Genomic DNA, 12,146 nt, shown 5'->3' with positions numbered 1-12,146 from the left:
CAACGCCTTAGGTTTCGCATGACAAATTATATTTTCGTCACCGGTGGTGTCGTATCATCGCTTGGTAAAGGTATTGCTGCCGCTTCGTTAGCAGCTATTCTTGAAGCGCGTGGTCTCACCGTTACGATGTTAAAACTGGATCCGTATATCAACGTTGATCCGGGAACAATGAGCCCAATCCAGCACGGGGAAGTGTTTGTCACGGATGATGGCGCAGAAACCGATTTAGATTTAGGCCACTACGAGCGTTTTATCCGCACCCGTATGACCAAGCGTAATAACTTCACCACTGGCCGGGTTTACGAAGAAGTATTACGCCGTGAAAGACGTGGTGACTATTTAGGTGCAACCATCCAGGTCATCCCGCACATCACCAACGAAATTAAGCGTCGCGTTATCGACGGTGCAGAAGGTCACGATGTGGCTATTGTTGAAGTAGGCGGTACAGTAGGTGATATTGAATCACAACCGTTCCTGGAAGCTATCCGTCAGTTAGGTACAGAAGTCGGCCGCGAGCGCGCCATGTTCATGCACCTGACGCTGGTACCTTACATGCCTGCTTCCGGCGAAGTGAAAACTAAGCCTACTCAGCACTCTGTAAAAGAGCTGCGTTCTATCGGTATTCAACCGGACATCCTGGTTTGCCGTTCTGTTGGCGCACTGCCGGCTACAGAACGTTCTAAGATTGCCCTGTTCACGAATGTGGCAGATAAAGCCGTTATTTCACTGAAAGACGTAGACAGCATCTACCGTATCCCGGCTGCGCTTAAAGCACAGGGTATGGACCAGCTGGTTGTTGACCGTTTCCGTCTGGACTGCAAAGAAGCCGATCTCACCGAATGGGAACAGGTACTTTATGCAGAGTCTAACCCTACTGCAGAAGTGAATATTGGTATGGTGGGCAAATATGTTGAATTGCCTGACGCGTATAAATCTGTCAATGAGGCATTAAAACATGCCGGTCTAAAAAACCGCCTGACAGTGAATATTCACTATGTCGATTCCCAGGACGTTGAAACAAAAGGTACACAAATTTTAGAACACCTGGATGCTATCTTAGTACCCGGCGGTTTCGGCGAACGCGGTATCGAAGGCAAAATTGCAGCAGCACGCTATGCCCGTGAGAATAAAGTCCCTTATCTGGGTATTTGTCTGGGTATGCAGGTTGCTTTAATTGAATTTGCCCGCAATGTAGCTGGTATGGAAAACGCAAACAGCACCGAATTCGATCCTAAAACTCCGTTCCCGGTTGTTGGCCTGATCACCGAATGGCTGGATGCAGACGGCTCTACTGAACAGCGCGATGCCTCTTCAGATTTAGGCGGCACCATGCGTTTAGGCAGCCAGCTTTGCCACCTGATCCCGGGCAGCAAAGTCTGTGAAACCTACGGCAGCGAAGAGATTTACGAACGTCACCGTCACCGTTACGAAGTAAACAATAACCTTCGTGACCAGATTGAAGCAGCGGGCCTGAAAGTAAGTGGTTTGTCCACCGACAAACGCCTTGTAGAAGTGATCGAAATCCCGGACCATCCATGGTTTGTTGCCGGTCAATTCCACCCGGAGTTTACTTCTACACCCCGTGATGGCCACCCGCTGTTTAAAGGATTTGTAGAAGCTGCCGGGAAATACCAGAAAGAAAATCACTGATTCTAAAAAGCAGAAGGCTTACTCCCGTTGCCTTCTGCACAAACGTTGAGGAAATAAAATGGCGAAGATTGCTCGCATTGTAGGACGCGAAATCCTGGACTCTCGTGGTAACCCCACTGTAGAGGCAGACGTTTACCTTGATTCAGGCGCAATGGGTCGTGCCGCTGCACCATCCGGTGCATCAACTGGTTCACGTGAGGCACTGGAACTGCGTGACGGTGATAAAAGCCGTTACCTGGGCAAAGGCGTAGAAAAAGCCGTTGCTGCAGTAAACGACATCATTGCTCCGGCGCTGGCTGGCATGGATCCACTGGCACAAACTGACGTTGATAACAAAATGTTAGAGCTGGACGGTACAGAGAACAAAGAAAAGCTGGGCGCAAATGCGATCCTGGCGGTTTCTCTGGCTGTTGCCAAAGCGGCTGCAATTGAAAAAGGCGTTGCACTTTACGAGCACATCGCTGACTTAAACGGTACGTCAGGTCAGTACTCTATGCCTGTACCTATGATGAACATCATCAACGGTGGTGAGCACGCTGACAACAACGTAGACATTCAGGAATTCATGGTTCAGCCAGTTGGCGCGAAGAGCTTCAAAGAAGCCCTGCGCATGGGTGCGGAAATTTTCCATAACCTGAAAAAAGTACTGTCTGCTAAAGGCCTGAACACAGCAGTGGGTGACGAAGGTGGTTTTGCACCTAACCTGAGCTCTAACGCTGAAGCGCTGGCTGTTATTGTAGAAGCCGTTGAAAAAGCGGGCTACAAAATGAACGAAGACATCACGCTGGCACTGGACTGTGCGGCGTCTGAATTTTACAAAGACGGCAAATATGTGCTGTCTGGTGAAGACAAGTCTTTTGACTCTGAAACCTTTGGCGACTACCTTGCTGAACTGGCTGAACAGTACCCTATCGTTTCAATCGAAGACGGTCTGGACGAGAGCGACTGGGACGGTTGGGCAAGCCTGACTAAGAAGATTGGTGACAAAGTACAACTGGTTGGTGACGACCTGTTCGTGACTAACACCAAAATTCTGTCCCGTGGTATCGAGAATGGTATCGGTAACTCTATCCTGATTAAATTCAACCAGATCGGTTCACTGACCGAAACCCTGAATGCAATTAGGATGGCGAAAGATGCCGGCTTCACTGCGGTTATCTCTCACCGTTCAGGCGAAACCGAAGATGCGACTATCGCTGACCTGGCGGTTGGTACTGCAGCGGGTCAAATCAAGACCGGTTCTCTGTGCCGTTCTGACCGTGTTGCCAAGTACAACCAGTTACTGCGTATCGAGCAGGCACTGGGCGACAAAGCGGTTTATCCGGGTCGCAGTGCAATCAAAGGTCAATAATGACTATGAACGGGTAGCGCTGGCTACCCGTTCTTTTTAATGCTACTTTACTGATATTCTTCATAATCCTTTGTAGCCATGTCGTCAGGTTCTCACACGTCGTCCAGTCAGACTGATATTTTTGCTGCCACCGGCGCAACCGACGATTCTCCGGTCTTCACAGAAATTTGTAATGCCCTGTACGAGCGCGAGTTGCTGGTGCTTTCACAAGCGTCCGCTGCGCAGATATCTTACCTCCAACGCAGACTGGCCGCACTTCCTCACCGAATTCAACGGGCAGCCCACTATCTGGCAAACCACAAAACACCGCTTGCAGTAGACAGTCACAATGGTACCTGGCAATGTAAACAGGCCCCTAAGTGCCCTGCCCATAAAATTACGCCGGAGGGCACGCTGACCTGGTATAAAGACCATGCAGCCTATGGTTTACCCGTACCGGTAAGATTACTTCGCTTTGATGAAGAGCATATCGAGCTGGACTCTATTGACCGTGTTCAGCCTGAGAATGAAATGGTGCACACCAATAAGTATGGCTGGTTTACTTTTGATGGTGTGAGTCAGGCCAACAATACAGACACCGACTATACACTACTGAAACCCACCAAAGCTGTGATGTCTGCCGCATGCTGCGGACACCGCTGGAATCACAAAGGCAGACTGGCCCCACGCACACTCTCATTAAGAGAATTATTGCTTTCCACCACGGTAAAGTGGAAAAAATTCACCTTAAATACCTGACCAACCAAACAGAGTTAGGATAAATATAACCAATTATTATATTCATGATGGCAAAGAAAGGTTGACCTGTGGCCCCTGTATGGTTACATTGTCGGCTATCAATTGGATGCCCGTGAAATTCGCATAATTATGCAACATTTTTTACTTTCTCTTCTACTCCTTATGGCAGCAAGACTGCACGGGTAGAATGCATCCAGTAAGAGGAATTACAATAAACCCGTGCATCGCACGGGTTTTTTTTTACTAATTATCACCACGAGTACAAGCCATGACGAATCAGGTAAAAATCTTTGATACCACGTTACGCGACGGCGAGCAGGCACTGCCCGCCAGTTTAAGTGCCAAAGAAAAATTGCAGATCGCTCTGGCCCTCGAACGCCTGGGCGTAGACATCATCGAAGCGGGTTTCCCGGTATCTTCGCCGGGTGATTTTAAATCCGTGCAGATGATCGCCCGCGAAGTGAAAAACAGTGTGGTTTGCGGTTTATCCCGTGCCCTTGAAAAAGACATCGATGCATGTGGCCAGGCGCTGAGTGTCGCTGAACAATTCCGTATCCATACCTTTATCGCCACATCTGAAATTCATGTTGGTGCTAAACTCAGAAAATCACAGGACGAAGTCGTTGATATGGCAGTAGCTGCAGTAAAGCATGCCCGCCGCTACACCGACGATGTAGAATTTTCCTGTGAAGATGCCGGCCGTACCCACATCGATTATCTTTGCCGCATGGTTGAAGCCGCCATCAATGCCGGTGCCACTACCGTAAATATTCCGGATACCGTGGGCTACACAACCCCCACCGAGTTCGGCGGCATCATCGGCAACCTGTTTAACCGCGTACCTAACATCGATAAAGCCACGATTTCCGTGCACTGTCACAACGATTTAGGTCTGGCTGTTGCTAACTCACTGGCTGCCGTTGAACAAGGTGCCCGCCAGGTAGAATGTACTATTAACGGTATCGGTGAACGTGCAGGAAACTGTTCACTGGAAGAAATCGCGATGATCCTGCAAACCCGCGAAGCCATGCTGGGCATGCAAACCAACATCAATTCCACTGAAATTTTCCGTACCTCCAAGCTGGTCAGCCAGTTGTGTAATATGCCGGTTCAGTCGAACAAAGCCATTGTGGGCGCGAATGCCTTCAGTCACTCCTCAGGTATCCACCAGGACGGTGTATTAAAAGCGCAAAATACCTATGAAATCATGACACCGGAAAGTGTGGGTATTAATAAAAACAACCTGAACCTGACATCACGCTCCGGTCGTCACGTTATCAAGCACCGTTTAACAGAGCTGGGCTACAAGGCGGAAGACTACGATCTGGAAACGGTTTACACCGCATTCCTTGCGCTGGCCGATAAGAAAGGTCAGGTTTACGACTACGATTTGGAAGCCTTGCTGTTTTTCGATCAGCAAAAACACGAAGACGCGTATTACCAGCTGTCTTATCTGCAGGCCAACTCTGGCAGGGAAATCATTCCCAGTGCCACTGTACGCTTACAGGTCGGCAGCGAAACCGTTACTAAAACAGCCATCGGTAACGGTCCGGTGGATGCCGCCTTTAATGCCATTATTTCTATTCTGGGCCATGAAGACCTGGAAGTGGTGGACTTCAAACTGGACTCGAAAGGTGAAGGTGCTGACGCCCTTGCCCAGGTCGGTGTTATCGCCGAGTACAAAGGCCGCCGTTTCCACGGTATCGGCCTGGCCACAGACATTGTCGAAGCCGGGGTTAAAGCCCTTATCTTCGTACTGAACAATACACATGTTGCTGACCAGATTGATCAGCAAAAGATTCAACAAGAACGCGTTGCAGGAGTATAAATGAGCGAATTCAATATTGCCGTACTCGCCGGAGACGGTATCGGCCCGGAAGTCATGCAGGAAGCCAACAAGGTCCTGGATGCCGTTGAGAGCAAATTCAAAGTGACTTTCAACCGGACCGCGTATCCGGTCGGTGGCTATGCCATTGATACTGAAGGTGAAGCATTACCGCCAGCTACCCTGCAAGGCTGTGAACAGGCCGACGCAATTTTATTCGGCTCAATCGGTGGACCAAAATGGGATTCCCTGCCACTGGAACAACGCCCTGAACGTGCAGCACTGTTAACCCTGCGCAGTCATTTCGATTTATTTAGTAACCTGCGTCCTGCAAAAATTTATCCGGGTCTTGAGAACTTATCCCCGCTGCGTGCAGACATTGCTGCCAGCGGTGTGGATGTACTGGTTGTCCGTGAGCTGACCAGCGGTATCTATTTTGGTCAGCCTAAGGGTCGTGACGGCGAAGGTGAAGAAGAATACGCCTTTGATACCATGCGCTACTCCAAGCGGGAAATTCGCAGAATTGCCGTATCCGCCTTTGAAGCAGCACAGAAGCGCCGTGGTAAAGTTACCTCGGTAGATAAGGCCAACGTACTGGTATGCAGCCGTTTGTGGCGCGAAGTCACTGAAGAAGTCGCCAATGACTATCCTGATGTGGAACTTGAGCACATCTATATTGATAACGCGACCATGCAGGTGATGAAAAACCCGGCCCAATTCGACGTGATGTTATGCTCTAACCTGTTCGGCGACATCATTTCAGACGAATGCGCCATGATGACCGGTTCCATGGGTCTGCTCGCGTCTGCCAGTATGAACGAAGAAGGCTTTGGCTTATACGAGCCGGCCGGTGGTTCTGCACCGGATATTGCCGGCCAGGGTATTGCTAACCCTATCGCTCAGGTGTTGTCAGCAGCCATGATGTTGCGTTTCAGCTTAAACCTGCAAGATGCTGCAGACGCTATCGAAAAAGCGGTTGTAGCCACGTTAGAAGCCGGTGTATTAACCGGTGAATTGTTACCTGAGAATAAACGCGCACAAGCGTCCACCACGGCTCAGGTCGGCGATGAAATTGTCAAACAGATTTTAAATCAGGAGTAACAGACCGTCATGGCCAAGACCTTATATGACAAAGTCTGGGAAGCACACGTTGTAGACCAGATTGGCGAAGACAGCTTATTGTATATCGATCGTCACCTGATCCACGAAGTGACTTCGCCTCAGGCCTTCGCAGGTTTGAATGAAAAAGGCCGTAAAGTGCGTCGACCTGACCGTACATTCGGCACCATGGACCACAGTATCTCTACCCGCTCGCTGGCCATTGACGCCTGCGGTCCGCAAAATGCGTTACAGCTACAAACGCTGGCGAAGAACTGTGAAGAACACGGCGTTAAGCTATTCCCGGTAGGTCACCAGAAACAGGGGATTGTTCACGTAATGGGTCCTGAACTGGGTTTAATCCTGCCCGGCGTTACCGCAGTATGTGGTGACTCGCACACTGCAACCCACGGCGCATTCGGGGCCTTAGCATTCGGTATCGGTACATCTCAGGTTGAGCACGTTCTGGCCACACAAACTTTGAAGCAAAGTAAAGCGAAAAGCATGCTGATTAATGTGCACGGTAAATTACCGGTAGGCATTACGGCAAAAGATATCATTCTGGCCATTATCGGCAAAATCGGACACGCCGGCGCTACCGGTTATGTTATTGAGTACGCAGGTGAAGCCATCCGCTCTCTGACCATGGAAGAGCGTATGACTATCTGTAACATGAGTATCGAAGCCGGAGCGAAAGCCGGTATGGTTGCGCCGGATGAGACCACATTTAACTACGTGAAAGGCCGTGAATATGCACCCTCCGGCGAAGCGTGGGATGACGCCGTTGCATACTGGAAAACACTGTACAGTGAAGATGGCGCGAAGTTCGACAGTGTTGTTGAATTAAATGCCGCTGATATCGCACCACAGGTTACCTGGGGCACTAACCCGGGTCAGGTAATTGGTGTGGATACACCGGTACCTGCGGCTGACTCCTTCAGCGATGCGGTAGAGAAAGAAAGCGCCAGAAAAGCCCTGTCGTACATGGGTTTATCAGCAGGCGACAAGCTGGAAGATGTGGCCATCAGTCATGTATTTATCGGCTCTTGTACCAATGGTCGTATTGAAGACATGCGTGCTGCTGCATTCATCGCCAAACAGGGCAAAGTCGCTGACAACGTCACCGCGATTGTTGTACCGGGCTCCGGTGCGGTTAAACGTCAGGCGGAAGCAGAAGGTCTCGATAAAATCTTTACCGATGCAGGGTTCGAGTGGCGTTTGCCGGGTTGTTCGATGTGTCTGGGCATGAATGATGACATTCTTCAGGCCGGTGACCGTTGTGCTTCAACCAGCAACCGTAACTTCGAAGGCCGTCAGGGCCGCGGTGCCCGTACTCACCTGGTGAGCCCTGCGATGGCAGCTGCCGCTGCATTGAAAGGCCGTTTCGCCGATGTCAGAGAATTTCAGGAGTAAATCATGAGTCAAGGTTTTACTACACACACCGGCCGCGCCTGCCCCCTTGATCAGGCTAACGTCGATACGGATCAGATTATCCCGAAACAGTTTCTTACTGGCGTAACACGCACCGGATACGGTAAACATTTGTTTCACGACTGGCGCTATCTGGACTTGCATGAAAAAGAACCCAATCCAGATTTCGTGTTAAATAAACCGGAACACGCCGGCGCAAGTATTCTGATGTCGCGGGAAAATTTTGGTTGTGGTTCCAGCCGTGAGCACGCGCCATGGGCACTGGCAGATTTTGGTTTTGATGCCGTTATCGCCACATCCTTCGCTGACATTTTCTACGGCAACTGCATTAACAACCAGTTGCTGCCGGTTGCTCTGACATCAGCGCAAATGGATGAGCTGTTTGCCATTGTCAAAGCCAACCCGGATACCGCTGTAGAAATCGATTTGCCGGCACAAACAGTGAAAGCAGGCGATGCAGTATTCAGCTTTGATATCCTTGCACACCACAAAAACAATCTGATCAAAGGCTTAGATGCTATCGGTCAGACGCTGGAACTGACAGAGACCATCGAATCATACGAAAGTAGACAACCAGTCTGGCTTTAATTTTTTCGATATCAACTATACTCAAAGGGCGATGCATCAGCATCGCCCTTTTTTTTCGGCCCCGGCTTCTGATCAGGTAACATTGCATGCTAAAAAACGTGACTATTGATGAACTCATTCCGGGTATGTACGTCAATCAGGTTTTAGAACAAACCGGACAATTACGCGTGCGCTCCAGCGGCGTGGTAAAATCACCGGTTTCCATCGGTAAACTGAAGGAAATGGGGATCACTCTGGTAGAAGTCGACTATGCCAGAAGTCAGTTGCCGGAAGCAGCAATGGTCAGTGAACAGGTGCCCGCCCCTTCACCTGACACACGGTCGAACTCAGACGCTCTGAACGCCGCCAGTGTACTTTATGAAGAAGCCGTGAGCTTACAGCAGTCTTTCATCACTTCGCTCAACAAGGGCGCTCCTAATGATCTCTCGCAGGCATCAGACCTGTCATCCAGCATCATTGATGCAGTTTTCGATAATCAGGATGCCATGTCCTGCCTGACAATGATAAAGAATTCAGACCAATACCTGCTTGAACATTCGATCAACTGTTCCATCCTGATGGCTATGTTCGCCCAGCACCTTGGTTATGATCGGGATACCATTGATGAAGCTTGTATGGGCGCATTGCTTATGGACGTGGGTATGTCGCAGATCCCACAGGAACTGAGGCATAAAAACGGAAAACTGAGTCAGGCCGACTGGGATGTGGTGAAAAGCCATGTTGATATTGGCGTGGAACTGGTAGAGCAAGGCGAACAGATTTCAGATTTAGCATTGTCGGTTATATCTCAACACCACGAACGGGAAGACGGTTCCGGCTACCCGAAAGCACTGAAGAGTGACACCATCTCCCCCTTGTCCAAAATGGCGGCTATTGTGGACTGTTACGATGCGATGATTTCCAACCGCCCTCACAAAGACAGCATTACGCCGGCGCTTGCGCTGAAAAGGCTGGCTAAAGATCCGTCTCTTGACAGCGTGTTAGTTAAACAGTTCGTGCAGTGTGTTGGTGTTCACCCCGTGGGCTCGCTGGTAAAACTGAAAAGCGGGAGACTGGGGATCATCAGTAAACAAAATCCCGACGATCTCACCTCACCGGTGGTAATGACTTTCTACAGCATTACCGGAGGTCACTTCAGTGAAATCAGACGCATTGATTTGCTTACTGTCGACGATGAAATTGAGTCAGGTGTCCGCCCTGATGATTTTGGCATTAATCTGCCGAAATTTTTCAAAGATGTATTTATCAGCCAGGTGCCGGGCTGAAACCCGGTCACCAGTCTGTTAACGCCGCCATAGAAAACTCTTTATTTTCGAAGCTCAGGATAACCCGCTGAGCTTCAATCTTTACTATTTGCACCTTGTCATCAATCCAGTCCCCTTCCCCGAGCTGTTTGCCGTTCACTCTCACCCAGCGGTCAGACGGACGACTGGCATACATATGGGCATTAAACGCCATACCCGGTAAACGGGTAAGCATTCTGACAGGAAGTTGATCGACACGGGGTAAATCATCACGCACGGTGATCTGTGTTTCAGGCTCATCTTCGGTAGCCTTGTTGTCCAAATCTTCAATGGCCTTATTAAACCGAGCCATAAGCTCCGGTGACACATTCACATCGCTTTCCTGCGGCGCATTGATGATTTCACCGCCTAAATCTGAGGCCTGCACAGCAATATCATTCCCTGCACCATCTCTGTTAACCGGATTGACGGACGCAGTATTCTGCTGCCCGGTTGCGCTCTGGTCAGGAGTTGCGCTCTGGTCAGGCATTGCGCTCTGGTTTGGGGTACTTATTTCAGGCTGACTCCCAGCGGTGGCATCAGGAACTGAATTTAATTCTTTTGTGTTATTTACCGGTCTGCTATCCACTACGGCAATATTGCCGGCTGGCACCACAGCCTCTCCGGTGAATTTCAGGTTTGTGCTGTCTTCAGGTGTTGTTCCCGGTATCTCCTGTCCGTTTCCGCGCTCATCGCCGGCGGACACGATATTTACTATATCAGGCCACCACGCAGGGTAACTGCCGATGGCACCGCCTGTAATCAGTCCGGCCAGAATGACACCGGCAAAAGACACTGCCTGTCTGGCATACACTTTCCACAACGACGGCATTCCCTGTACAGTGGGAAGGAACAAGCTGCGGTTAAATTGATCTGACAACCCGGCATCAAACTTACTGACACTGGTGTCGTGTTCTCCCCTGAGCAGTGCCTGCGTTTGCGTGCGGTGATGCACCGGTTTTTCAATTTCAACGGCTTGAGCAGGGTCAACTTCAACTTCCTGCACTCCCATTTCCGCCAGGCCCTGTACCATGGCGTCACTGGATACCAGACCACTTTTGCGAATTTTAACCGGCCCGTTCTGCTCAGTGATGCGAATAATCACCATACCGGGTTTCAGCTCTGCAATTTTAATGAGGTCAGACATACAACCTCCCGATGCCAAAGCCAGTCACCACAGCAATCACAAACAACAATATCATCAGCCATTTACGCTGACTTTGAATACGCTGGCTCACCACATCTTCGCCAAGAATTTGTTCTGCTGCGGCAAGGAATACAGGTTTCTTCACGACTGCATGCTGTTTGGTGAATGACAGGGTCAGTGCGCGGTCACAAAGCAAGTTAATTACTCTTGGAATGCCCCCTGTGATTTGGTGAATGGCTTTAATCGTCGACGGGCCGAAAATGCTCACATCCCCTTTTGCCACACTTAAGCGGTGTGCTACGTAAGAAGAAACTTCCGGTGCGGTGAGCGGTAACAAATGATAACGGGCAGTAATACGCTGAGCTAATTGCCGTAGTTCGTTTCGCTTCAGTAACTGTTGTAATTCAGGCTGTCCTATCAACACCACCTTCAGCAGTTTCTCACGGTTGGTTTCCAGATTGGTCAGTAAACGCAGCTGTTCCAGCACTTCCGGCATCAGATGCTGTGCTTCATCAATCATCAGTACCGTATTCATGCCGGCCTGATGATTGTCAGCCAGCTTTGCCAGAATACGATCAGTAAAATATTTCAGACTGGCCTTGTCCACATCATAGGGAATGCCCAGCTCATCGCAGACGGTAGCCAGCAGTTCAAGAGCAGACAACGTGGGATTTAAAATCATTGCTACCTGTGTGTTGTCAGGTAATTGCTGCAACAATTTCCGGGATACCGTGGTTTTTCCGGTGCCAACCTCGCCGGTCAGCATCACAAAACCGCCGCTTTCGCGCAGGCCAAAGGTCAGATGTGCCAGTGCCTCTTTGTGGCGCGGGCTCATATATAAATAATCGGGGTTTGGCGCTATGGAAAACGGGTTGTCCGTCAGTCCAAAATAATTCAGATACATGTGTTTGAGAGAGTTAGCAATTCACCGCGACTAAACTAACCGGCCCGGGTGAATAAGTCAAAATCAAAGCCTTTCGATAAACAAAAAGCCTCTTAGTTCAGGCATAATGAAACAAAACAAACAGCGTGATG

10 protein-coding genes are annotated in these 12,146 nt (G+C 49.8%); 8 read left to right on the top strand and 2 right to left on the bottom strand.

From position 1 onward, the window contains the following. Nucleotides 1-18 precede the first annotated feature (18 nt). The 8 genes from pyrG to J3369_RS05690 all read left to right on the top strand — a co-directional run bounded on the left by pyrG (nt 19) and on the right by J3369_RS05690 (nt 9,946). Nucleotides 19-1,650 (top strand): CTP synthase, encoded by a 1,632-nt coding sequence (gene pyrG, locus J3369_RS05725; RefSeq protein WP_303574471.1) that lies wholly within the window; start codon nt 19-21, stop codon nt 1,648-1,650. 58 nt (nt 1,651-1,708) lie between these two features. Further along, nucleotides 1,709-3,001: a phosphopyruvate hydratase gene (gene eno, locus J3369_RS05720; RefSeq protein ID WP_349584840.1), complete on the top strand. Its 1,293-nt coding sequence runs from the start codon at nt 1,709-1,711 to the stop codon at nt 2,999-3,001. Between the two features lie 78 nt (nt 3,002-3,079). Beyond that, nucleotides 3,080-3,739, top strand: a complete 660-nt coding sequence (locus J3369_RS05715; RefSeq protein WP_349584837.1) for a hypothetical protein — start codon at nt 3,080-3,082, stop codon at nt 3,737-3,739. A 268-nt stretch (nt 3,740-4,007) separates the two neighbouring features. Next, on the top strand, nt 4,008-5,567 hold the full coding sequence (leuA, locus tag J3369_RS05710; RefSeq protein WP_119500442.1) for a 2-isopropylmalate synthase: 1,560 nt from the start codon (nt 4,008-4,010) through the stop codon (nt 5,565-5,567). Next, nucleotides 5,568-6,665 (top strand): 3-isopropylmalate dehydrogenase, encoded by a 1,098-nt coding sequence (leuB, locus tag J3369_RS05705; protein ID WP_349584833.1) that lies wholly within the window; start codon nt 5,568-5,570, stop codon nt 6,663-6,665. A gap of 9 nt (nt 6,666-6,674) precedes the next feature. Further along, nucleotides 6,675-8,075, top strand: a complete 1,401-nt coding sequence (leuC, locus tag J3369_RS05700; RefSeq protein WP_349584831.1) for a 3-isopropylmalate dehydratase large subunit — start codon at nt 6,675-6,677, stop codon at nt 8,073-8,075. Nucleotides 8,076-8,078: 3 nt separating this feature from the next. Further along, complete coding sequence (gene leuD / locus J3369_RS05695) at nt 8,079-8,681, top strand: 3-isopropylmalate dehydratase small subunit (protein ID WP_303574476.1); 603 nt, start codon at nt 8,079-8,081, stop codon at nt 8,679-8,681. Nucleotides 8,682-8,767: 86 nt separating this feature from the next. Next, a complete protein-coding gene (locus J3369_RS05690) occupies nt 8,768-9,946 on the top strand; it encodes an HD-GYP domain-containing protein (RefSeq protein ID WP_349584828.1) in 1,179 nt (392 codons plus the stop codon). A 7-nt stretch (nt 9,947-9,953) separates the two neighbouring features. On the opposite strand, the gene J3369_RS05685 is transcribed toward J3369_RS05690, so the two are convergent. Together J3369_RS05685 and J3369_RS05680 are read right to left on the bottom strand one after the other, a co-directional pair. Further along, nucleotides 9,954-11,111 (bottom strand): general secretion pathway protein GspB, encoded by a 1,158-nt coding sequence (locus tag J3369_RS05685; protein WP_349584826.1) that lies wholly within the window; start codon nt 11,109-11,111, stop codon nt 9,954-9,956. Continuing rightward, on the bottom strand, nt 11,104-12,015 hold the full coding sequence (locus tag J3369_RS05680) for an ExeA family protein (protein WP_349584823.1): 912 nt from the start codon (nt 12,013-12,015) through the stop codon (nt 11,104-11,106). The genes J3369_RS05685 and J3369_RS05680 overlap by 8 nt, the downstream gene beginning before the upstream one ends. Between the last annotated feature and the right edge of the window lie 131 nt (nt 12,016-12,146).

The organism is Alteromonas sp. NFXS44 (assembly GCF_040148705.1).
Classification (GTDB): Bacteria; Pseudomonadota; Gammaproteobacteria; order Enterobacterales; family Alteromonadaceae; genus Alteromonas.
The sequence above is the reverse complement of the archived record's forward strand: the minus strand, read 5'-3'. Positions and strand labels throughout refer to the sequence as shown.

Excerpts from the sequence above, each read along its gene's own strand:
- pyrG (WP_303574471.1), top strand. The coding sequence starts at position 19 with ATGACAAATTATATTTTCGTCACCGGTGGTGTCGTATCATCGCTTGGT.
- eno (WP_349584840.1), top strand. The coding sequence starts at position 1,709 with ATGGCGAAGATTGCTCGCATTGTAGGACGCGAAATCCTGGACTCTCGT.
- J3369_RS05680 (WP_349584823.1), bottom strand. The coding sequence starts at position 12,015 with ATGTATCTGAATTATTTTGGACTGACGGACAACCCGTTTTCCATAGCG.
- J3369_RS05685 (WP_349584826.1), bottom strand. The coding sequence starts at position 11,111 with ATGTCTGACCTCATTAAAATTGCAGAGCTGAAACCCGGTATGGTGATT.
- leuC (WP_349584831.1), top strand. The coding sequence starts at position 6,675 with ATGGCCAAGACCTTATATGACAAAGTCTGGGAAGCACACGTTGTAGAC.
- leuA (WP_119500442.1), top strand. The coding sequence starts at position 4,008 with ATGACGAATCAGGTAAAAATCTTTGATACCACGTTACGCGACGGCGAG.
- leuB (WP_349584833.1), top strand. The coding sequence starts at position 5,568 with ATGAGCGAATTCAATATTGCCGTACTCGCCGGAGACGGTATCGGCCCG.
- leuD (WP_303574476.1), top strand. The coding sequence starts at position 8,079 with ATGAGTCAAGGTTTTACTACACACACCGGCCGCGCCTGCCCCCTTGAT.
- J3369_RS05715 (WP_349584837.1), top strand. The coding sequence starts at position 3,080 with ATGTCGTCAGGTTCTCACACGTCGTCCAGTCAGACTGATATTTTTGCT.
- J3369_RS05690 (WP_349584828.1), top strand. The coding sequence starts at position 8,768 with ATGCTAAAAAACGTGACTATTGATGAACTCATTCCGGGTATGTACGTC.